Origin of the sequence: Mycobacterium sp. 20KCMC460 (genome assembly GCF_022179425.1) — a bacterium.
Lineage (GTDB): Bacteria > Actinomycetota > Actinomycetes > Mycobacteriales > Mycobacteriaceae > Mycobacterium > Mycobacterium kiyosense.
On sequence record NZ_AP025524.1, the window covers coordinates 1,460,062 to 1,481,216 of the forward strand.

Consider the following 21,155-nt stretch of genomic DNA (forward strand, 5'->3'; position numbering starts at 1 on the left):
GATCCGGCGCACCGGGGTCTGGGACAATGGCTGGCGTGTCTGTTACCCCGGGCGTCCTGGCCGAAGCCGTCATCGACCTGGGCGCCATCGAACACAACGTACGGCTGCTGTGTGAGCACGCCGGCAGCGCGCAGGTCATGGCCGTGGTCAAGGCCGACGGCTACGGCCACGGCGCCACCCAGGTCGCCTACGCGGCGCTGGCCGCCGGCGCCACCGAGTTCGGGGTGGCCACCGTCGACGAGGCGCTCGCGCTGAGGGCCGACAACATCGTCGACCCGATCTTGGCCTGGCTGCATCCGCCCGGCTTCGACTTCGCACCGGCGTTGCACGGCGATGTCGAGATCGCGGTCTCTTCCGCGCGTCAACTCGACGAACTGCTCGACGCGGTGCACCGGACCGGCATCAGGGCGACCGTGACGGTCAAGGTCGACACCGGGCTGAACCGCAACGGTGTGTCCGCGGCGGAATACCCGGCGCTGCTGACCGCCCTGCAGAAGGCTGCTGCCGAGCACGCGGTCCGGCTGCGCGGCCTGATGTCACACATGGTGTTCGCCGACGCCCCCGACGAAGCCATCAACGACCTGCAGGCCCGACGGTTCCGCGACATGCTGGCCTACGCCCGCGACCAGGGCGTGCAGTTCGAGGTGGCGCACCTGTCGAACTCCTCGGCCACCATGGTCCGTCCGGATCTGGCGTTCGACCTGGTGCGTCCGGGTATCGCGGTGTACGGGCTGAGCCCGGTGCCCGACCGGGGCGACATGGGCCTGGTGCCGGCGATGACGCTGAAATGCCCGGTGGCACTGGTGAAGTCGGTCAAAGCGGGGGACGGCGTGTCGTACGGGCACACCTGGACCGCCGAACGCGACACCAGCGTGGCACTGCTACCCATCGGCTACGCCGACGGCGTGATCCGGGCATTGGGCAATCGGCTCGAGGTGTCGATCAACGGCCGGCGCCGGCCCGGGGTGGGCCGGATCTGCATGGACCAGTTCGTCGTCGACCTCGGTCCCGGGCGGCCCGACGTGGCCGAGGGCGACGAGGCGATCCTGTTCGGGCCCGGCACGCACGGCGAGCCCACCGCGCAGGATTGGGCCGACCTGGTCGGCACCATCCACTACGAGGTCGTCACCGGCATCCGCGGTCGCATCGCCAGGACCTACCGCGAGGCGCGAGGTTGAGTGCTGAGGAAACCCAGAAGCGGCAGAAGGCTTGGCTGGCGGGTGGCGCCGGGCTGACGGCCGTCGCCACTCTGGTCGGAGCCTCGGCGCGGCGGTCGATGGCCGATCGCGCCCGCGGCGCCGAAGACCCCTACGCCGGCGAGGACTTCGACCGGCTGGACTGCGACCGCAGCCTGGTGGTGACCACCGCCGACGGGGTACCGCTGGCGGTGCGCGAGTCCGGGCCCGAAGATGCGCCGCTGACGCTGGTGTTCGCGCACGGGTTCTGTCTTCGCATGGGCGCGTTCCACTTTCAGCGAATGCGGCTGGGCGAGCAATGGGGTCCCCGGGTGCGGATGGTGTTCTACGACCAACGCGGCCACGGCCAATCCGGTGAAGCCGCACCGGAGACCTACAACTTGACCCAACTCGGCCAGGATCTGGAAGCCGTGCTGCGGGCGAGGGTGCCACGCGGGCCGATCGTGCTGGTCGGGCATTCCATGGGCGGCATGACGGTGCTCTCGCACGCCCGGCAGTTTCCCGACCAGTACGGCCGCCGGATCGTGGGTGTGGCGCTGATCTCCACCGCCGCCGAGGGAGTGACCCGCTCGCCGTTGGGCGAGGTGCTGACCAATCCGGCGATGAAGGCGGTGCGTTTCGCCGCGCGGTCGGCCCCCCGGCTGTTGCATCGCGGGCGCAGGGCATCTCGGGCGCTGATCGGCCCGATCCTGCGGGCCGCGTCCTACAGCGACCTGGAGGTCAGTCGCACCCTGGACGCGTTCTCCCAGCGCATGATGAACAGCACTCCGATCGCGACGATGGTCGGTTTCCTGCGGGCCCTCGAGGTACACGACGAGACGGCCGGGCTGTGGACGTTGCTGAAGGTGCCGGTTCTGGTGGCCTGCGGTGACCATGATCTGCTCACCCCGGATGAATATTCGCGCAAGATCGCGGCCTCGTTGCCGCGCTCGGAACTGGTGATCGTCGAGGGTGCAAGTCATCTGGCCTTACTGGACAAGCCCGACGCCATCAACGACGGGCTGGCCCGGCTGGTCGAGCGGGCGTTGCCGGGCAAGCTGACGCTGCGGTACCGGCGGTTGCGGGAACGGATGCGACGACGTGGCTGAATTATCAAGTGGCACAGCCACCTTGGAGCGTCCCGAGGACACCGTCGCGCTGGGAGTCCGGCTGGGCCGGGAGCTGCGCGCCGGGGACGTGGTGGTGCTGTCCGGCCCACTCGGCGCGGGAAAGACCGTGTTGGCCAAGGGAATTGCCGAGGCGATGGAGGTCGAGGGCCCGATCACGTCGCCGACCTACGTGCTGGCCCGGGTGCACCCGGCGCGTGCGGCCGGCCGGCCGGCGATGATCCACGTCGACGTCTACCGGCTGTTGGACGTGGGGGGAGTCGACCTGATGGGCGAGATCGACTCCTTGGACCTGGACACCGATCTGCAGGACGCGGTTGTGGTGGTCGAGTGGGGTGAGGGACTGGTGGAACGCCTCGCCGAGCGGCACCTGGACATCCGGCTGGAACGGGTCAGCCACTCCGACGTGCGGATCGCCACCTGGCAGTGGACCGGCCCCTGAGCGGGCCTGCTGGTCAGATGCCGAGTTCCTGCTCGAGTTGCGGCCAATAGCGGGACCCGTCCGGGCTCAGGAACATCCAGTCGTGGATTTCGCTGTTGACCAGAGCGAAGTTGACCGCAGCGCCTTGGGTCACCGCCTCGTGCTGCAGGACGAGCGCGTCCGGTGAAACCTCGTCCAGCGAGCCCGAGTACACGTAGGTCGGTGGCAGGCCCTTGAGCGACCCGTACAGCGGACTCACCTCGTAGTTGTTCTCGGGCAGGGTGCCCGCCCACACTTTGCCGATGTTCTGCGCCGCGCTGCCGAGCGGAGGGAGATACGGATCATTGACGTACGCGATGTTCGGGTTGGCGTTCGACAGGTCCAGCCAGGGCGACAGCAGCACCATCGACGCCGGAACGGGTTGGTTGTTGGCAACGAGGTACTCCACCGACGCGAGTGCCAGGGTGCCGCCCGCGGAATCCCCCAGCGCACTGACTTTCGCAGCCCCGTGCGCGGCGATTTCCGACGAGATCAGCCCGGCCATCGCCGGCACCACTACTCCGGCGGTGCCACCCTGCTGCATCAGCGGGTAAATCGGCACTTCGATCGCCGCGCCGGTCTGGTAGGCCATCAGCGAGTAGTCGATCCAGTGAAAGATCGTGGGCGGCAGGATGAATGCGCCGCCGTGAATGGCGACCACGTAGTCTCCGTCGGGATGCGCGGGCGCGATCTGCACGACGCTGATCCCGTCGTAGGTGGTCTGCTGGACTGTCTCACCCAGCAGCAGCGACAGGATCTTCGGCGGACTGTTGCCCAGGATCAGCGACAGGCCCGGGGCGTTGCTGGCGAGCACCGCCAGCAGCGGCGATTGCGGGTTGCCCCATTGGTCGTAGACGCCGGTGCCGGTCAGCAGAGCTTTGACCGGATACAACGCGGCGGTTTCGATCCTCGATGCCAGCGACGGCGTGCCGGTGAACGCCGGGTTGAGCGAGGCCGGGACGGGTGTGACCGGTGGCGATCCGAAGATGTCGGTGGCCAGCGTATCCGCTAACGCCGTCAAATTGACGGCCTCGGCGCCGGCGTAAGAGCCCGCACTGGCCCGCAACGTCTGCACGAACAGGTCGTGAAACGCGGCCGCCTGCGCGCTGAGCGTCTGAAAGCCTTGACCGTGCGCGGAGAACACCGCCGCGATCGCCGCCGATACCTCGTCCTCGGCGGCGGCGAGCACCGAGCTGATCGAGGCGGCGACCGCCGCCCTGACCTCGCCGAGCCACGAGCCGAGATCCGCCAGATCCGTTGCCGCCGTTGCCACTAACTCCGGTGCCGCGATGACGTACGACATGGGCTGATCGGTCCCTATGTCATCCCGTTGTTCCCGGAGATGCCGAGCAGCAGGCCGCCGGTGCCGCCCGCGCCGGGTGTGCCGGGGTTGCCGCCGGGAGCGGTGCCCAGACCGGCGTTGCCGCCGTTGCCGCCGGCCCCCAACAGCACATCGTTGCCGCCGTTGCCGCCGTTGCCCCCGTTCGACAGGCCGTTGCCGCCGGCACCTCCGGCCCCGCCGGTGCCCAGGAACAGAACGCCGGACTGGCCGCCCGTCCCGCCGTTCCCTTGATACTCGCCGTTGCCACCATCGCCGCCGGACCCGCCGGGCCCCGACAGCACGCCGGCATTGCCGCTCGGCCCGCCGGCCCCCGCCGCCCCCGCTGGCCCCGCCGGCGCCGCCCGCGCCGCCGCCGTTGGCGATCAGGACCGCACTGCCACCGGCCCCGCCGTGGCCGCCAGTGGTCGCGCCGAACCCGCCGGCCCGCCGGCCCCGCCGGCACCTTGCAGCAGGCCCGCATTGCCGCCGGCTCCGCCGGCTCCGCCGTAACCCGTCGCGGCGACGCTGAGCGCGCCGTCCCCCCCGGCGCCGCCATTACCGGAGAGCAGACCAGCATTGCCGCCGGCGCCACCGGCACCCCCGCTGATTCCGCCGAATCCGCCGGCCCCGCCGTGCCCGCCGCCGGCGCCGATCAGGCCTCCGGTGCCGCCGGCGCCGCCCATACCCCCCGTCCCGCCGGCAAGAGCAACGCCGCCGCCCCCGCCGGCGCCGCCGGCACCCAACAACCCGCCGGTTCCCCCGGGCCCGCCGGCGCCGGCGATCCCGCCGGCACTCTCAGTGAATCCACCTGCGCCGCCGGCCCCGCCGTTGCCGGACAGCAACCCGCCGGCCCCCCCGGCCCCGCCGGCCGCGCCGTTGCCGGGAAATGCGCTACCACCGGCCCCGCCCGCACCGCCGGCGCCCAGCAGTCCAGCTGCCCCGCCGGCGCCGCCCGCCTGGTTCGACACACCGGAGCCGCCGGCACCGCCGTCGCCCATCAGCCATCCGCCCGCCGCGCCCTCGAGTCCGGTGCCCGGGAGTGCGTTGCTGCCGTTACCGATCAACGGACGCCCGGTGAGGGCGTCGACGGGGACATTCACGATGTCGAACACCGGCTGCAGCGGTGACGCGGTGCCGTTGTGGCCGGTGTCCCCGATGCCGGCGCCGAACCCGCCGTTGCCTCCGTTGCCGGCGGTGCCGATCAAAGCGGCAGCGCCGCCGCTGCCGCCGGTAGCACCGGTTGCAAACCGGCTCTCACCTCCGGCGCCGCCGGCGCCGCCGTCGCCTAGCAAGAGTCCCGCGTGGCCACCGGCCCCGCCGGCCCCGCCGGCCTCGACGCCTAATCCGCCTGCTCCGCCGGCGCCGCCATAGCCGAACAGGACGGCGTTGCCGCCGATCCCGCCGGACCCGCCGCCTGCGGGGCCGTTGCTGTCCGAGCTGCCGCCGGCCCCGCCCGCTCCGCCGCTGCCGAACAGGCCGGCGTTGCCGCCGGCTCCGCCGCTGCCGCCGCTAGCTGTCGTGCTCGCACCGAATCCACCCGCACCGCCGGCCCCGCCGGTGCCCGCGAGCAGGCCCGCATTGCCACCAGCTCCGCCGGCGCCTCCCGCTGTCTCGCCGAATCCGCCGGTGCCGCCGTCCCCGCCCGGTCCGATCAACAGCCCGGCATTGCCCCCCGCCCCGCCGGCACCCCCGATACCGCCACCGCCGAATCCGCCGGCTCCGCCGTTTCCGCCGCCCGCACCGAACAACCCGCTGAGCAATCCGCCGGTCCCGCCTGTCCCACCAGCCCCGCCGTTGCCCTGTAACGAGTACCCGCCGGCACCGCCGGCCCCGCCGGCGCTGAACAGCAGGCCTCCGTTGCCGCCGTGTCCGCCGACTCCGCCGGTGCCCATCCCGGAGCTGCCGCCGGCCCCACCGGCCCCGCCGTAACCCAACAATGGGTCGCCGGAATTGCCGCCGGCCCCGCCCGCCCCGCCGTTGCCAGTCAACGAACTGCCGCCGGTGCCACCGGCGCCGCCGTAGCCGAGCAACCCGGACGCGCCGCCGTTGCCGCCGGCCTGGCCCGTGCCTGGCGCGCCGGAGCCGCCGGCGCCGCCGTTGCCCAGCAGCCAGCCGCCCGGGGCGCCATTTTGTCCCGTCCCCGGGGCCCCGTTGGCGCCGTTTCCGATCAGCGGGCGTCCGGTGAGTGCCAAGAAAGGCGCATTGATCAGTCCCAACAAGTCTGCTTCGACGCTCTGCGCCGGAGCCGCCGCCAACGCCGTCAAATTGGTTGCCTCGGCGCTGGCGTAGGAACTTGCGCTTGCTTGCAACGTCTGCACGAACAGGTCGTGAAATGTGGTTGCCTGTGCGCTGAGCGCCTGAAAGCCCTGACCGTGCGCGGAGAACAGCGCCGCGATCGCCGCCGACACCTCGTCCTCGGCGGCCGCCAGTACCGAGGTGGTCGAACCCGCCGCCGCCGCTCTGGCCTCGCTCAGCACGGAACTGATAGCCGCCAGATCGGTTGCCGCTGTTGAGACCAACTCGGGAGTCGCTATGAGATATGACATGGCGATCCACCCCTCATCCATCAGGCTCGGATGCCTGGTCGCGCTGAAGACCATGCGTGAGTGCGTAATTCAGCCTCACATTGATTGAAGCGGCGGTCAGCAGTAGAGGTATACGTAAAATGGGGGCGAGCAGCGCAACTGGATACTTAACGTGGTCGGGGCAGCAGGGCGGCCAGTTCGTCGCGGCTGGTGGTTCCGGTCTTCGACATCGCCCGGTAGATGTGGCTCTCGACGGTCCGTACCGAAAGACCCAGGCGCCCGGCAATTTCCCGGCTGGACAATCCCTTACCGATCAGCATCACGATCTGGCATTCGCGCTCGGTCAACGCCAGCGGTTCGACGGCCTGTCGAAGCGCCGCGGTGTTGGCGCCGCATCGCTGGGCCAGTGCCGCGGCGCGTGTCGAGCAACTCAGCACCGATCCTCGAAGGCCTTGCCGGCGGTAGGCCACGACGGCATGAGCGGCCGCGTCGAGAGCCGCGACCAGATCACCGAGCAGCTCGAATTCTTCAGACGCCGAAGCTAATTGGGCCGCATCGCCGGCGCACAGAGCTTCGGCGAACTGCGCGGCGACGCCGACCCGGGGCCCCTCGACGATTTGCTCCAGTTCCCGCAGCCGAGCAGCGCCGGAATGGTCACCCAACTGGGTGGCGGTTTGCCGGCACAGCACTTCGGCGGCGAATTGCCCTTGGGCGCAGGCTCTTTGGGCCGCGTCCAAGGCTATGCCAATTGCCGTGCCGATTGCGCCCTCGCCCGCGGCCAGGCAGGCTCGGGCCAGGCTGTGTTCGTAGTCCAGCGACCGAAAGGCACGGTGCACCTTGTCGAGTGCGGCAAGTACGGCGGCGGCCTCATCGGTACGCCCGCGCAGCGCCAGTGCGGTCGCGTGTGGGATGTGGTAGCGATACCCCCAGCCCGAAGCGTGGGTGCCGGACATTCCCTCCGCCGCCCGTTCCAGGAAATCACTTGCGGAACAAAGATCGCCTGCGGCCAGCGCGGCCCGGCCCGCCACGGCCGCGCCCAGCAGTTGAGCCACTCCCGGCAGGTCTGCCGCCTGCCGCTGCACACGTTCGGCCAGCGCGGTGGCATCGCCGACCCGCCCCGCCAACACCAGCGCGCTGAGGTGCGAATCGGCGATGTTGAATCGCATCTGCGGAGCGTCGAAAGAGCGTGTCGCAGTGCGGTATCCCGCTTCCGCGGTGTCCACCGCCGTGGCGACGCGTCCGGCGTCCGCGGCGATAGTCGACAGAGCCCACGCAATTTCCGCGCCGACGACGGCGGGCAGGTCGTCGAGCACAAGCTTCTTCGAGGCCCGCAACGCCGTCCGGGGGTGGTCGGTGGCGAACCAGTAAACCGTGCGGAAGGCGTCGATGTAGCTGTGGGATCGCGGTGGTGTGGTGCGCGAGGCATCGTCGATGATTTTCTTGGCGCGGGCGGGATCGCATAGCGCCCACAGCGCGTTGCTCGCGCGAAGGAACGCCAATCTCGCGCGGTCACCGTCGCTCAGCTGGCCGACGTCGATCTCAGTGAGCACCGCGTCTGCCTCCTCGCCTCGGCCGAGCCACGAAAGAGCATGCGCGCGAACAAAATTCGTTTCGGGCCCGGCTCCGAGGTGCAGGGCCGCCGTCGCGAGCCGATCGGCCAGGGGCAGATCTGCCAGCCAAACGGCGCCGTGGGCCGCCTTGACGAGCAGGTTCTCGTCGGGAGGGAGGTCGGAGTCCAGAGTCAGCGTCGCGCGCCGCACGACGACCTGGATGTCGTCACGCTGGTCGGATTCGGCGAGCGCGGCGGCGACCAGCCCGCGCAGCCGGCGCAACAGGGTGGGTGGCGCGCTGCTGCGGCGGACCTCCCCATAGAGCGGATGGGCCACCCGGACCTGCACACCGGCAGCGCCCGGCTCGAGCGTGATCAGACCGCGGGTGTCGGCTTCCTCGACCGCAGCCGGGTCGGTGAAGCTGCGCAGCGCCGCCAACTCGACAGGTTCGCCGACGGCAAGCGCGTCGATCACGTCGCCGACCGCGCCAGGAAGGTCTCCGATGCGGGATCCGATCAGCTCCACCAGGCCGGGCGGCAGCACCGGGTCGCCGACCCACTGCCAGTGGCCGTGTTGATCCACCAGCCGGCCGTCAGCGACCTCCTGCTCGACGATGTTCTGCAGATACAGGACGTTGCCGCGGGTGAGCCGCCACAGCCGCCCCGCGGCATCCGGGTCCACCGATCCGCCTAATGTCGCGGCCAGCAGTGTGGTCGTGGCACGCTGCGACAGCGGCTGCAGGTCAAGCCGCTCGAAGTGGCCGCCCTGCCAAATCTCCTGCACCGCTGCGGGAATGGGTTCGCCGTCGCGAACGGTGAGCAACGCTTTGGCCGTGCCGCGCTGGACGATCTGGTGCACCACGAAGATCGACAGATCATCGAGCAGATGGACGTCGTCGACGCACAGCACCACCGTTGCGGTATCGCTGGCCGCGGTGGTCAGCGAGTCGATCACCCCGCGGATCAATTGCATGGTGTCGGTGACACCGGACGGGGCCCACGTGGTGAAAGCGCCCAGCGGAATCGCCCGAGCCGAAGAGGTGCCGACCGTCCATCGGCCTTGGCATCCACGCGCTTCGGCAACGGCCAAGGCGTCGCGGGCAAGCCGGCTCTTACCCACACCCGCCGCCGCGTGCACGACGATCCCGGACGCATCCGGACCCGAGAGGGCGGCCTGGATGGCTGCCATCTCCTCCGAGCGGCCAACCAACGGCCACCGCAATCGCACCTGAAAAGCCTACGTCCGATCAGCGGAGGCGCCGACGCTCATCTGGCGTCGGCCAACGGTGACACGATAGAGCCGTGAACGACAGCAGTCTGCCGCGGGACATGACGCAAGCCGCCGTGACGTGCGCGTCGTGCGGATCAGACCTGCCGCCGCGCTCGAAGTACTGCAACAGGTGTGGGGTGGCGGTCGCGATCGCCTCGCCCCCGGCCGAGTACAAGCAGGTGACCGTGCTGTTCGCCGACGTCGTGCGCTGGATGGATATCGCGGGCGTCGTCGGACCGGAGCGGCTACGCGAAATCATGGCCGAACTCGCCGACCGTTGTGCGGCGGTGGTGCAGCGATACGGCAGCACTGTGGCCCAGTGGACCGGCGACGGGATCATGGCGGTGTTCGGGGCGCCGGTGGCTTTGGAAGACCACGCCATTCGAGCCTGTCGGGCCGCCCTGGACATCCAGCGGGAGGTCGAGCGGCTCGCCGTCAGCGTGCACGAGCGGGACGGAGTGAAATTGCAGCTGCGGGTGGGTGTGAACTCCGGTGAGGTGGTCGCCGGTGGGATCGGCGCAGGGCGGTTCGGCTATGCCGCCGTCGGTGAGCAGGTAGGTGTTGCGCAGCGGATGGAGTCGGTGGCCCCGCCGGGTGCGGTGATGCTGAGCGCGTCGACGGCGCGACTGGTGGCGGGCACGGCCTGGGTGGGCGAACTCGAACACGTTCGGATCAAGCGCGCCAGGCAGCCGGTGCCCGCCCACCAGCTGCTGGGCATCCGTGACGAGCCACTGGCCGCGCGGCGTACTGAGTCGAAACTGGTCGGCCGGCGCTCGGAGATGGCGCAGTTCGCGGCATTGTTGGACCGGGCCATCCACGGGACGGGCGCGGTCGTCGGCATAGTGGGGTCAGCGGGCATCGGCAAGAGCCGCCTGACGCGCGAGGTGAGCGCGGCGGCAGCGACCCGCGGGGTCGAGGTGTTCACCACCTGCTGCGACGCGCACGCGAGCGACATCCCGTTCTGGGTCGTGGCGCGGTTGCTGCGCACCGCCACCGGCATCAACGGCCTCGACGATGCGGCCGCCCGGACCCGAGTCCGGGCACTGGTACCCGACGCGGCCGCCGCGGATGTGCTGCTGTTGGAGGACTTGCTGGGCATCGCCGACCCGGAGGTGGGGCTGGCCAAGGTCGATCCGGATGCTCGGCGACGGCGGTTGACCGCGCTGGTCAATGCCGCGTCGCTGACCCGGCATACCCCCGCCGTCTTCGTCGTCGAAGACGTGCACTGGATCGACGGGGTCAGCGAGTCCCTGCTCGCCGACTTTTTCGCGGTGATTCCCCAGACGCACTTGCTGGTGCTGGTCACCTACCGCCCCGAATATCGCGGCGTATTGAGCCGGCTCCCCGAGGCGCAGCACATCGCTCTGGCACCGCTGGGCGAGCCGGAGACCGCGGCACTGGTCAGGGATCAGCTGGGGCCGAGCCCGTCGGTCGACGAGATGGCCACCATGATTGCCGAGCGGGCCGCCGGCAACCCGTTTTTCGTCGAGGAGATGGTGCGCGATCTGGCCGAACGTGGTGTGCTGACCGGCACCCGCGGACGGTACGTCTGCCAGGTGGAGCACGCCGATGCGGGTGTGCCCGCGACCCTGCAGGCCACCATCGCCGCCCGCATCGACCGGCTGGGCCCAGCCGCCAAGCAGACGCTGAACGCCGCCGCGGTGATCGGCATGCGGTTCGATGCAGAGCAGTTGGCGTTGCTACCCGGCGAGACCGAGCTGGCGGAGTTGGTCGCAGCCGAGCTCGTCGACCAGGTGCGTTTCGCCCCGACCGTCGAATACGCCTTCCACCACCCGCTGATTCGGGCCGTGGCCTACCAGACGCAGCTGAAGTCCGACCGCGCCGAACTGCACCGCAGGCTGGCAACCGCGATCGCAGAACGCCACCCCGATTCGCTGGACGAGAACGCGGCGCTGATCGCCGGGCACTTCGAGGCCGCCGATGACCTGCCCGCCGCTTTCGGCTGGCTGATGCGCGCCGGAGCGTGGGCGCAATCCCGCGATATCCGGGCGGCTCGCACCAGCTGGTTGCGCGCGCGAGCGGTCGCCGACCGGTTGCCCGACGATGCCCCGGGCCGGGCGTCGATGCGCATCGCCCCGCGGACTCTGCTGTGCCTGAACACCGCTCGCGTCGCCGGCAGCGTCGCCGACACCGGCTTCGACGAACTGCGCGACCTCTGCCGCGCCGCCGGCGACACCACCTCGGAGGCGATCGGGATGGCCGGCTTGATGACGACCCTGATCTTCCACAACTGTTACCGGGAAGCGGCGCGGCTTGCGTCCGATTGCAGCCGGCTACTGGAGTCGATCGTCGATCCGCCGCTGGCGATCCTGACCTTCGCGAGCAATCCGATGTGGCAGGCCGGTCGGCCCGCCGAAGGTCTGCGCATGGCGCAGCGTGTCATCGACCTGGCCGGCGGCGACGCCACCAAGGGCGCTCTGGGCCCCATCGGGTCGCCGTTGGCGATGGCCATCCTGGTGCGTGGCTGCTGCCGATATTGCCTTGGCCTCGCGGGCTGGCGGGATGACCTCGACCAGGCGGTCGCGGTGGCCCGCGACGTCGAACCGGCGTTGCTGATCATCCCGGTGGTGTTCAAGTACCGCTTCGCCGTGCACGCGGGGGTGTTACTCCCCGACGCGGCGGCTGACCGGGACACCGCCGAAGCGATGAAGTGGGCCGAGCATTCCGGCGACGACTTCGTGGTGGATGGCGCCCGGGTGAGCCGGGGGCTTTTCCTGATCAATCAGGGGGGTTCGCAACGTGCGGCGGGGTTCGCGCTGCTTGCCCAGTTTCGGGAAGCCAACGTGCGGCATGGGTACGCGACGAAGGTGGTGCGAACCGTCGACACCGAGATTGCCAAGGAGAAAGCCCGAAACGGCGACGTCGAGGGCGCCATCGAGCTGGCACGCGCAGTCGTGGACTACACGTTCGACGCGGGCGACGCGCTGTCCCTCGGGGAGGCTGTCCGGGTCCTGGTGGAAGCGCTGCTGCAGCGCGGCACCAGCGCCGACGTCCAGGAGGCACAAGCCACGATCGAGCGGCTGGCGGCCGAGCCGACCGATCCGGGATTCGTTTTGTTCGAGGTCCCGCTGTTGCGCCTGCGGGCGCTGCTGGCGGCCGCGCACGGCGACGCCGAGGCGTACCGAGGCTTCCGGGATCGTTATCGTGACACGGCGAAAACGCTTGGCTTCGAAGGGCACATCGCGCTGGCCGAGATGATGCCATGACGATTCTGGCTCTGGACACCTCCACTCCCGCCGTCACTGCCGGGCTGGTGCGGATCGAGCACGCCGGCTTCCACGTCCTGGCCGAGCGGGTGACCGTCGACCCCCGCGCGCACGCCGAGCGGCTGACGCCGAATGTGGTTGCGGCACTTGCCGATACGGGACTGGCCATGAGCGACTTGGACGCCGTTGTAGTGGGTTGCGGTCCCGGCCCGTTCACCGGGCTGCGCGTTGGCATGGCCACCGCCGCCGCCTACGGGCACGCCCTGGGCGTCCCCGTGCACGGGGTGTGCAGCCTGGACGCCATCGGCGTGCTCACCACCGGCGAGACGCTGGTGGTCACCGACGCCCGCCGCCGCGAGGTTTACTGGGCGCGCTACCGCGACGGCGTCCGGACTAACGGGCCCGCGGTGGGTGCCGCGGCCGACGTCGACCCAGGGCCGTCGGTGGCAGTGGCCGGTTCCCCGGAGCACGCCGCACTGTTCGGACTGCCGGTCATCGAGCCGGTCTACCCGACACCGGCCGGGCTGGTGCGCGCGGTGGATGACTGGTCGGCGGAGCCGGCTCGGCTGGTACCGCTGTACCTGCGCCGTCCGGATGCCAAACCCCCGGCGGCGCGAGCATGACGGACGTCGTGCTGGGACCGTTGACCCGTGCGGACGCACGTCGCTGCGCCGAGCTGGAGGCGCTGCTGTTCGAGGGCGACGACCCCTGGCCGGCTGTGGCGTTCGAGCGGGAGCTGGCCAGCAAGACCAACCACTACGTCGCCGCGCGCAGCGGCGAGACGCTGGTCGGCTACGCCGGCATCACCCGGCTGGGCCGCGTGCCGCCCTTCGAGTACGAGGTGCACACCATCGGGGTGGACCCGGCGTTTCAGGGGCAGGGAATCGGCCGCAGGCTGCTTGACGAGCTGCTCGCCTTCGCCGAGGGCGGCGTGGTCTATCTGGAGGTCCGCACTGACAACGAGCCCGCGATCGGGTTGTATCGCAGTGTGGGGTTCGAACAGGTCGGGCTGCGCAAGCGGTACTACCGGGTCAGCGGCGCCGACGCCTACACCATGCGCAGGGAGGCTCTCTAGATGACGACGATCCTGGCCATCGAATCCTCCTGTGACGAAACAGGAGTCGGCATCGCGCGGCTGGGTCCCGACGGCACCGTGGAGTTGCTGGCCGACGAGGTCGCCTCCAGCGTCGACGAGCATGTGCGGTTCGGCGGGGTAGTGCCCGAGATCGCCTCCCGGGCGCATCTGGAGGCTCTCGGACCGGCGATGCGCCGCGCGCTCGAGACAGCCGGCTTGGCCAAGCCCGATATCGTCGCGGCGACGATAGGGCCCGGGCTGGCCGGCGCGCTGTTGGTGGGAGTTGCTGCGGCCAAGGCCTACTCGGCGGCCTGGGGGGTGCCGTTCTACGCCGTCAACCACCTGGGCGGGCACCTGGCCGCCGACGTCTACGAGCAGGGGCCGCTGCCCGAGTGCGTCGCGCTGCTGGTGTCCGGCGGGCACACCCACCTGCTGCACGTGCGGTCCCTGGGCGAGCCGATCGTCGAACTGGGCAGCACGGTCGACGACGCGGCCGGCGAGGCCTACGACAAGGTGGCGCGGCTGCTGGGCCTGGGCTATCCGGGGGGTCGGGTGCTCGACGAACTGGCCCGGACGGGTGACCGGGACGCCGTCGTATTTCCGCGCGGCATGACCGGACCGCGTGATGACCCCTATGCGTTCAGCTTCTCGGGCCTCAAGACGGCGGTCGCGCGATATGTCGAGTCCAATCCCGACTTTGTGGCCGCCGACGTAGCAGCCGGGTTCCAGGAGGCCGTCGCCGACGTGCTGACCCGCAAAGCGGTGCGTGCGGCGGGCGAGCTCGAAGTGTCGACGCTGCTGATCGCCGGGGGAGTGGCCGCCAACTCACGAGTTCGGGAACTGGCCACCGAGCGCTGCGCCGACGCCGGTTTGACGCTGCGGATCCCGCGGCCCCGGCTCTGTACCGACAACGGGGCGATGATCGCGGCGTTCGCGGCGCATCTGGTGGCTGCGGGGGCGCCGCCGTCGCCGCTGGATGCGCCCAGCGACCCGGGAATGCCCGTCTTGCTGGGCCAGATTCTGTGAGCGCTCAGATGCGGGGCGTCCGCGCGACCGTGCCGTAACCGGTTTGCTGGGTGACGATCAGCAGGTTGTCGCCGGTCGACCAGGCTCGGGTGAACGTGGTCATCGGGATCACCTCGTTGCGGCCGTTCGGAGTGCCGCTGTCGTTGAGGTGGACGACGTTTTTGGCGGTGTCCACCCCGGTGACGACGACGGCGTGGTCGGCTGCGGTGCGTTGCCCCTGACCGGCGGGATAGTTCCAAATGGTTTCGGCGTTGAGCGCCGCGATGACCTTGTGTCCGCCGGCCAGGTCGGCCTCGATGCCCTGCATCGTGTTGCCGGTCGTCAGCTGGGACTGGATGCCGTAGTGCTGCAGCAGCAGCACCATGTCCTGCGGTGACGTGCCGTCGAAGGAGTAGACACCGCCGCGGTGGGATTGGCTGGGAGTGAAGATGCCGCGCAATTCGATGCCGAGCTGACTTGGCTCGCGGCCGGTGAGCTGGCCGACCACGTCGGCCACAGCCATCAGGCCACAGTCTTGCTGGTGCTGGTAGCGCCAGTAGGCGGCGGCTGTTTGCGGGTCGCCGTACATCTGGCCGTTCGGATCGGCGTGGGCCGTCCCTGCGGCTCCGATGAATGCCACCAGGAGGGCCGCAGCGACAGCTGTGCCGAACTCGATACGCTTCGCGCGAAGGATTCCAGCGTGCACCTTCTTGATTATCCATCGTCGGCTGTGTGCACGATGTGAAGTTGAGTGCGCATCGAGTCGCCCTTCGCGCGCAGCTGGCGGGTGCTTTCGCCAACGGCGAACGACACCACCCGAAAGAAGCACCGGCCCGCCCTTGAGTGCTAGCACTCTCATGTATAGAGTGCTAGGTGGCAATCGGACAGCCCCTGTGCCGGCACCCGCGACGACGGCGCAAGGACAACGGACGAAGGCCGAATCACCTGGTAATTCGGACGGTTCGGGCACTCCCCGGACCGGCCGCCAACTCCGGTCGGGGCGCACGCCTCGGACCCGATTCAACTAGTGGAGGGCTCCAATCGTGGCGAAGGTGAACATCAAGCCACTCGAGGACAAGATTCTCGTACAGGCCAACGAGGCCGAGACCACGACCGCGTCCGGTCTGGTCATTCCTGACACCGCCAAGGAGAAGCCCCAGGAGGGCACCGTCGTCGCAGTCGGTCCCGGGCGTTGGGACGAGGACGGCGAGAAGCGGATTCCGCTCGACGTCTCCGAGGGTGACACCGTCATCTACAGCAAGTACGGCGGCACCGAAATCAAGTACGGCGGCGAGGAATACCTGATCCTGTCGGCACGCGACGTGCTGGCTGTCGTCAACAAGTAAGACACCGTGTCCGCCCCGGGGATCCCCGTGCTCAGGCACGGGCGGTTTCCGGGGCGGCATGCGTTGGGACGCAAGGCTGAAGACCAATGTGCCCGGAAGGACCCTGAATGAGCAAACTTATCGAGTTCGACGCGACCGCGCGTCGTGCCATGGAGGCGGGCGTGAACAAGCTCGCCGACGCGGTCAAGGTGACGCTGGGACCCGGCGGCCGGCACGTGGTGCTGGCCAAGGCGTTCGGCGGGCCGCAGGTGACCAACGACGGCGTCACCGTCGCCAGGGAGATCGACCTGGAAGACCCGTTCGAAAACCTGGGCGCCCAGCTGGTGAAGTCGGTGGCCACCAAGACCAACGACGTCGCCGGCGACGGCACCACCACCGCGACGGTGCTGGCCCAGGCGCTGGTCAAGGGCGGCCTGCGGCTGGTTGCCGCCGGCGCCAACCCGATCGCCCTGGGCTCGGGCATCAGCAAGGCCGCCGACGCGGTGTCCGAGGCGCTGCTGGCCGCGGCCACCCCGGTGTCGGGCAAGGACGCGATCGCTCAGGTGGCGACCGTGTCCTCGCGCGACGAGCAGATCGGCGAACTGGTCGGTGAGGCGATGACCAAGGTCGGCGCCGACGGTGTGGTCAGTGTCGAGGAATCGTCCACGCTGAACACCGAGCTGGAATTCACCGAGGGCGTCGGCTTCGACAAGGGCTTCCTGTCGGCGTACTTCGTCACCGACTTCGACGCCCAGGAGGCCGTGCTGGAAGACCCGCTGATCCTGTTGCACCAGGACAAGATCAGCTCGTTGCCCGACCTGCTGCCGCTGCTGGAGAAGGTGGCCGAGGCGGGTAAGCCGCTGTTGATCGTCGCCGAGGACGTCGAGGGTGAGGCGCTGGCCACGCTGGTGGTCAACTCCATCCGCAAGACGCTGAAGGCCGTGGCGGTCAAGGCGCCGTTCTTCGGCGACCGCCGCAAGGCGTTCCTGCAGGACCTGGCGATCGTGACCGGCGCCGAGGTGATCAACCCCGACACCGGGCTGGTGCTGCGTGAGGCGGGCCTCGACGTGCTGGGCACCGCCCGGCGGGTGGTGGTCAGCAAGGACGACACCATCATCGTCGACGGCGGCGGGTCCAAGGACGCGGTCGCCAACCGGGTCAAGCAACTGCGGGCCGAGATCGAGGCCAGCGACTCCGAGTGGGACCGGGAGAAGCTCAGCGAGCGGTTGGCCAAGCTGGCCGGCGGTGTGGCGGTCGTGAAGGTGGGGGCCGCCACCGAGACCGCGCTCAAGGAGCGCAAGGAAAGCGTCGAGGACGCGGTGGCGGCGGCCAAGGCCGCGGTCGAGGAAGGCATCGTCTCCGGCGGTGGCTCCGCGCTGATCCAGGCCCGGCACGTGCTGAAGTCGCTGCGCGAGGGGCTCAGCGGCGACGAGCAGTTGGGTGTCGACGTGTTCTCCGACGCGCTGGCCGCGCCGCTGTACTGGATTGCCACCAACGCCGGGCTCGACGGCGCGGTCGCGGTCAACAAGGTCAGCGAGCTGCCCACCGGGCACGGCCTCAACGCGGCCAGCCGCACCTACGGTGACCTGGCCGCCGACGGGATCGTCGACCCGGTCAAGGTGACCCGCTCGGCGGTGCTCAACGCCTCCTCGGTGGCGCGGATGGTGCTGACCACGGAAACGGCGGTCGTCGACAAGCCGGCCGAGGCCGCGGATGACCACGGCCATGGTCACCACCACCACTGAGTAAGCGCTCGCGAAAACACCCCCGGTCTCAGGGCCGGGGGTGTTTCGCGTATCGGGCACCTACAACATGACAAAAGCTTGTCGCTGAAGCTCTCAGCCAAGGCCGACGTCGGACGTGTGGCGGTCACGGTGACGCCGTAGCCACCGGCGCCGCCGGCACCGCGGCAGGGTCGAGGCCTGCAGCCACCTCCAATTCCCGGACGAGCGGCAACACCTTCTCGCCAAATGCCTCAAGTTCTTCCTGGAAGTGCAGGAATCCGGTCAGGATCAGGTCGACGCCCAGTTTGCGGTAGGCGACGATGCGTTCAGCGACTTGCTCGGCGGTGCCGATCAGCTGGGTACGGAAGCCATCGTTGTACTGCACCAGGTCCTCGAAACTCGAATCGGCCCACATGCCGCGGTGGTCGGCGGTGGCTGCGCCGGCTTGGCGCACCGCGTTCGCGAATCCCGCTACGGCGGTCACATCGGCTTTGGCGACGATCTCTCGTAGAACTTCGCGCGCTTCGGCCTCGGTGTCGCGCACGATGACGAACCCGTTGAGGCCGAATCGGGGAGCTTCGGAACGTCCTGCCAACGCCGCGATCTCGCGCAACTCCCCGATCTGCTCGGCCACGCCGTCAAAGTCCTTCCCATTGGAGAAATACCAATCGGCATAGCGCCCGCCGTTGCCACGGGCCGCGGTGGAGTTGCCGCCCTGAAAGATCTCCGGATGCAGTCGGCCGGGCAGCGAGACGGGCTTGGGCTGCATGCTGAAGTCGCGCAGCCGATAGAAATCGCCGGCCAGGTTGGCCCGATCCTGCGTCCACAGTGCCTTCAGAGCCTGTATGAATTCGGCGCTACGACGGTAGCGCTCGTCGTGTTCGAGCCACGGCTCACCCAGCCCGGTGAACTCGTGTTTGAACCAGCCGCTGACGATGTTGACGGCGACCCGACCACCCGAGAGGTGGTCGGCGGTGGCCGCCCACTTGGCCAGCACCCCGGGCTGCCACAGCCCCGGGTGTACCGCGGCGATCACCTTCAGTCGCCGGGTGGCCAGCAGCAGCGCCAAACTGAAACTGGTTGACTCGTGCTGGTATTCGGCACCATAGCTGGCGGTGTAGCGGACCTGGGTGAGGGCGTAGTCGAAGCCGGTGTTCTCAGCCAGCCGGGCCAGCTCGACGTTGTAGTCGTAACTCCAGTCGGTGCGTTGCTCGATGGTCGACGTCACCAGGCCGCCGCTGACGTTGGGCACCCAGTAGGCGAAGCGCAGCGGCGTGGTGGTCGGGTCGGTCGGCATGGGGGACCTCAGCGGTAGAGCGAGAACTCGGGCCGGCGGCGATTGACGACCCAGTCGCCCACCTCGCGCGCCTTATAGGCCACCGGGTCGTGCAGGGTGTGGGTGCGCAGGTTGCGCCAGTGCCGGTCGAACCCGTAACGACTGGACGTGGCGCGCGCACCCTGGATTTCGAACAACCTACTGACCGTTTCCAGCGACACCGTCGTGGTGAAATATTTGGCCTCGTAGACCGCCACCGCCGCCTCGGCCCGCTGGTCCTCGGTCAGCGCGGGGCCCACCGCCAACGCCGTCTGCAGCGCATCACCGGCCCGGTCGGTGAGCAGCGCCGCGGCGTGCACCTGGCTGGTCAGCTCGCCGACCGTACGCAGGATGTAGGGGTCGTCAGTGGCTTTGTCGACACCGGAAGATTCCCAGGGCGAGGCGTATCGGTGGGTCCAGTCCAGCGCCTCGGACAGCGCGCCCTCGGCGGTGCCGATATAGAAGTTGGCGAATGCCAACTGCCAATGCGGCGTGACCAGGGTCTGGTACGGGCTGGGCGTCGCGCCGACAAACGGTTCCTCGCCGAGGACTTCGTCGTGTTCAATGCGCGCATTATCGATGCGCACGCCGCCCGAGTCGGTCAGGCGCTGCCCGATGTTGTCCCAATCGTTGAGGAATGTGAAGCCCTGGCGGCCGCCTCGGACGTCCAGCGACAGGAATACCAGTTCGCCGTCCAATGCCGCGGTCACCGACAGCTGGTCTCCGGTGCTGGCGCCGCTGGCGAACGTCCGGTGCCCGTTGAGCCGGAACCCGTCACCGTCGCGAGTGAGCACGAGATCGGATCCGCCGCGCGGGTTTTGGATACCACCCCAGAACAGCTTCTCGGCCGCATTGCGGCGCGACAACGCGTCGGCCTGGACGGGCGTGCCGAACAGCCCGGCGATCCGAGTCTGCGCGTAGTGGTAGCCGATCAGGTGGGCGATCGAGGTGTCGCCGCGGGCGATGCGGCGGGTGACCTGGGCCGCTTGGGCGTAGGTGAAGCCGGATCCGCCGTACTCGATCGGTTCCTGCACCTGCAGCAGATCGTTGCTGCGCAGCAGTTCGATCTCGGCTCGCGGGGTGCCGTTGGCCCTGTCCCGCTCGGCGGCGGTCTCCCGTAGTTGGTCGGCCACACGATCAGCCACGGTAAGCACACCAGCGACGGTGGCCCCGTCAGCGGTATCGGTTGTTGCGGTGGCGGCGATAACGGACATCTGGCTCACTCCCGAGGTAGTCAAAACTTGTCTGTCATCGAGACGGGAAAACGGTAGCGCGGACCATCCCCGTCAGGCCTAACCGCGATAACCCACCCGTCAACTCCCGCACCCGATCTGACCACGCGATTTACCGCGTGCCGCAATTACTTACAATCTGATCGCAACTTGCCATGCCGGCATCTCGATCAGCTCGCCGGGTGACATAGCGGCGAGTTTCCCGTCGGCCATGGCGACTGAATGTCTCGCCAATCAACAAGGCGCCCAACAAATCTCCTTGCTCGTCGACATCGTCGGCGACCGCGGGCTCGGCGAATACCTCGCGGGCTGCCGCGAGGATCGCCGCATGCCCAACGGCCCGCGTCTTGATCCGGCGTGACCAAAGACCCTGCCCGTTGGTTACCTTGTCCCGCTGACGATCGGTCCACGCCACGCCGAGGATGGTGATCAGGTCACGAGTCGAGGAGCCGACATGATCGATTACCAATTGGACAAAGCCAATTCGATACTGCACGTTTCGCCCGAATCATCGCTCGACAAAAGCGATTTCGCCGAACTCGCTAAGGTCGTGGACCCCGAGATCGAGGCGGGCGGCGCATTGGCCGGCCTCATCATCGAGGCGAAGCACTTTCCGGGCTGGGACAGCTTCGGGGCACTGGTGAACCACATCCGATTCGTGCGCGACCATCACCGGCACGTCAAGAAGATCGCCATCGTCACCGACTCGCACATGGGCGATCTCGCTCAGCATCTGGGCTCGCACTTCGTCGCGGCGCAGATCCGCCACTTCGCCGGTGGTGAGTCCGAGCAGGCCACAAACTGGATCACCGGCGGCGAGTAATC

General features: G+C 69.2%; 18 protein-coding genes. 10 read left to right on the forward strand and 8 right to left on the reverse strand.

Translation table 11 applies throughout. From position 1 onward, the window contains the following. The first annotated feature begins 26 nt into the window (after positions 1 to 26). The 3 genes from alr to tsaE are packed head-to-tail and all read left to right on the forward strand — an operon-like array spanning position 27 to position 2,744. Positions 27 to 1,178 carry an alanine racemase gene (alr, locus tag MKCMC460_RS06810; RefSeq protein WP_370653082.1) on the forward strand — a complete coding sequence of 384 codons (1,152 nt, stop codon included), beginning with the start codon at positions 27 to 29 and terminating at the stop codon, positions 1,176 to 1,178. 53 nt (positions 1,179 to 1,231) lie between these two features. After that, positions 1,232 to 2,284: an alpha/beta fold hydrolase gene (locus MKCMC460_RS06815; protein ID WP_370653147.1), complete on the forward strand. Its 1,053-nt coding sequence runs from the start codon at positions 1,232 to 1,234 to the stop codon at positions 2,282 to 2,284. Next, a complete protein-coding gene (gene tsaE / locus MKCMC460_RS06820; protein ID WP_236981231.1) occupies positions 2,277 to 2,744 on the forward strand; it encodes a tRNA (adenosine(37)-N6)-threonylcarbamoyltransferase complex ATPase subunit type 1 TsaE in 468 nt (155 codons plus the stop codon). Before MKCMC460_RS06815 ends, tsaE begins: the two co-directional genes overlap by 8 nt. Before the next feature lie 13 nt (positions 2,745 to 2,757). Here the strand turns inward: tsaE and MKCMC460_RS06825 are convergent, their stop codons facing one another. The 4 genes from MKCMC460_RS06825 to MKCMC460_RS06835 form a co-directional block, all read right to left on the reverse strand. Next, the gene (locus MKCMC460_RS06825; RefSeq protein ID WP_238305434.1) at positions 2,758 to 4,065 is read right to left on the reverse strand and encodes a PE domain-containing protein; all 1,308 of its coding nucleotides are present in this window, start codon (positions 4,063 to 4,065) and stop codon (positions 2,758 to 2,760) included. 14 nt (positions 4,066 to 4,079) lie between these two features. Next, the gene (locus tag MKCMC460_RS31695) at positions 4,080 to 4,385 is read right to left on the reverse strand and encodes a hypothetical protein (RefSeq protein WP_370653083.1); all 306 of its coding nucleotides are present in this window, start codon (positions 4,383 to 4,385) and stop codon (positions 4,080 to 4,082) included. Between the two features lie 81 nt (positions 4,386 to 4,466). Beyond that, complete coding sequence (locus MKCMC460_RS06830; protein WP_370653084.1) at positions 4,467 to 6,629, reverse strand: PE family protein; 2,163 nt, start codon at positions 6,627 to 6,629, stop codon at positions 4,467 to 4,469. 146 nt (positions 6,630 to 6,775) lie between these two features. After that, complete coding sequence (locus tag MKCMC460_RS06835; RefSeq protein ID WP_370653085.1) at positions 6,776 to 9,385, reverse strand: LuxR C-terminal-related transcriptional regulator; 2,610 nt, start codon at positions 9,383 to 9,385, stop codon at positions 6,776 to 6,778. A gap of 74 nt (positions 9,386 to 9,459) precedes the next feature. On the opposite strand from MKCMC460_RS06835, the gene MKCMC460_RS06840 reads away from it, so the two are divergent. From MKCMC460_RS06840 to tsaD, 4 genes are read left to right on the forward strand one after another with little or no spacing between them, the layout of a single operon-like run. Beyond that, positions 9,460 to 12,654: an adenylate/guanylate cyclase domain-containing protein gene (locus MKCMC460_RS06840; protein ID WP_309297876.1), complete on the forward strand. Its 3,195-nt coding sequence runs from the start codon at positions 9,460 to 9,462 to the stop codon at positions 12,652 to 12,654. Beyond that, positions 12,651 to 13,277, forward strand: coding sequence for a tRNA (adenosine(37)-N6)-threonylcarbamoyltransferase complex dimerization subunit type 1 TsaB (gene tsaB, locus MKCMC460_RS06845; RefSeq protein ID WP_236981233.1), 627 nt, complete (start codon positions 12,651 to 12,653; stop codon positions 13,275 to 13,277). Before MKCMC460_RS06840 ends, tsaB begins: the two co-directional genes overlap by 4 nt. Continuing rightward, the gene (gene rimI / locus MKCMC460_RS06850) at positions 13,274 to 13,729 is read left to right on the forward strand and encodes a ribosomal protein S18-alanine N-acetyltransferase (protein WP_236981234.1); all 456 of its coding nucleotides are present in this window, start codon (positions 13,274 to 13,276) and stop codon (positions 13,727 to 13,729) included. Before tsaB ends, rimI begins: the two co-directional genes overlap by 4 nt. Continuing rightward, on the forward strand, positions 13,730 to 14,755 hold the full coding sequence (gene tsaD, locus MKCMC460_RS06855) for a tRNA (adenosine(37)-N6)-threonylcarbamoyltransferase complex transferase subunit TsaD (protein WP_236981235.1): 1,026 nt from the start codon (positions 13,730 to 13,732) through the stop codon (positions 14,753 to 14,755). A 4-nt stretch (positions 14,756 to 14,759) separates the two neighbouring features. On the opposite strand, the gene MKCMC460_RS06860 is transcribed toward tsaD, so the two are convergent. Next, positions 14,760 to 15,440 (reverse strand): C39 family peptidase, encoded by a 681-nt coding sequence (locus tag MKCMC460_RS06860; protein WP_238305436.1) that lies wholly within the window; start codon positions 15,438 to 15,440, stop codon positions 14,760 to 14,762. Between the two features lie 337 nt (positions 15,441 to 15,777). On the opposite strand from MKCMC460_RS06860, the gene groES reads away from it, so the two are divergent. Both groES and groL read left to right on the forward strand, forming a co-directional pair. Further along, positions 15,778 to 16,080 carry a co-chaperone GroES gene (gene groES / locus MKCMC460_RS06865; RefSeq protein WP_036352908.1) on the forward strand — a complete coding sequence of 101 codons (303 nt, stop codon included), beginning with the start codon at positions 15,778 to 15,780 and terminating at the stop codon, positions 16,078 to 16,080. Positions 16,081 to 16,187: 107 nt separating this feature from the next. Continuing rightward, positions 16,188 to 17,804: a chaperonin GroEL gene (gene groL / locus MKCMC460_RS06870; RefSeq protein ID WP_236981237.1), complete on the forward strand. Its 1,617-nt coding sequence runs from the start codon at positions 16,188 to 16,190 to the stop codon at positions 17,802 to 17,804. A 124-nt stretch (positions 17,805 to 17,928) separates the two neighbouring features. Here groL and sfnG read toward each other — a convergent pair whose 3' ends face one another. The 3 genes from sfnG to MKCMC460_RS06885 all read right to left on the reverse strand — a co-directional run bounded on the left by sfnG (position 17,929) and on the right by MKCMC460_RS06885 (position 20,745). Next, on the reverse strand, positions 17,929 to 19,080 hold the full coding sequence (gene sfnG / locus MKCMC460_RS06875) for a dimethylsulfone monooxygenase SfnG (protein WP_236981238.1): 1,152 nt from the start codon (positions 19,078 to 19,080) through the stop codon (positions 17,929 to 17,931). An 8-nt stretch (positions 19,081 to 19,088) separates the two neighbouring features. Then, positions 19,089 to 20,243, reverse strand: coding sequence for an acyl-CoA dehydrogenase family protein (locus MKCMC460_RS06880; protein ID WP_236981239.1), 1,155 nt, complete (start codon positions 20,241 to 20,243; stop codon positions 19,089 to 19,091). A gap of 199 nt (positions 20,244 to 20,442) precedes the next feature. Next, on the reverse strand, positions 20,443 to 20,745 hold the full coding sequence (locus MKCMC460_RS06885) for a hypothetical protein (RefSeq protein WP_236981240.1): 303 nt from the start codon (positions 20,743 to 20,745) through the stop codon (positions 20,443 to 20,445). Between the two features lie 39 nt (positions 20,746 to 20,784). Between MKCMC460_RS06885 and MKCMC460_RS06890 the strand changes: the two genes are divergently transcribed. Then, positions 20,785 to 21,153 (forward strand): STAS/SEC14 domain-containing protein, encoded by a 369-nt coding sequence (locus MKCMC460_RS06890; RefSeq protein WP_236981241.1) that lies wholly within the window; start codon positions 20,785 to 20,787, stop codon positions 21,151 to 21,153. The last annotated feature ends 2 nt before the right edge of the window (positions 21,154 to 21,155 follow it).

Excerpts from the sequence above, each read along its gene's own strand:
- alr (WP_370653082.1), top strand. The coding sequence starts at position 27 with ATGGCTGGCGTGTCTGTTACCCCGGGCGTCCTGGCCGAAGCCGTCATC.
- MKCMC460_RS06825 (WP_238305434.1), bottom strand. The coding sequence starts at position 4,065 with ATGTCGTACGTCATCGCGGCACCGGAGTTAGTGGCAACGGCGGCAACG.
- MKCMC460_RS06830 (WP_370653084.1), bottom strand. The coding sequence starts at position 6,629 with ATGTCATATCTCATAGCGACTCCCGAGTTGGTCTCAACAGCGGCAACC.
- tsaB (WP_236981233.1), top strand. The coding sequence starts at position 12,651 with ATGACGATTCTGGCTCTGGACACCTCCACTCCCGCCGTCACTGCCGGG.
- rimI (WP_236981234.1), top strand. The coding sequence starts at position 13,274 with ATGACGGACGTCGTGCTGGGACCGTTGACCCGTGCGGACGCACGTCGC.
- tsaD (WP_236981235.1), top strand. The coding sequence starts at position 13,730 with ATGACGACGATCCTGGCCATCGAATCCTCCTGTGACGAAACAGGAGTC.
- groL (WP_236981237.1), top strand. The coding sequence starts at position 16,188 with ATGAGCAAACTTATCGAGTTCGACGCGACCGCGCGTCGTGCCATGGAG.
- sfnG (WP_236981238.1), bottom strand. The coding sequence starts at position 19,080 with ATGCCGACCGACCCGACCACCACGCCGCTGCGCTTCGCCTACTGGGTG.
- MKCMC460_RS06890 (WP_236981241.1), top strand. The coding sequence starts at position 20,785 with ATGATCGATTACCAATTGGACAAAGCCAATTCGATACTGCACGTTTCG.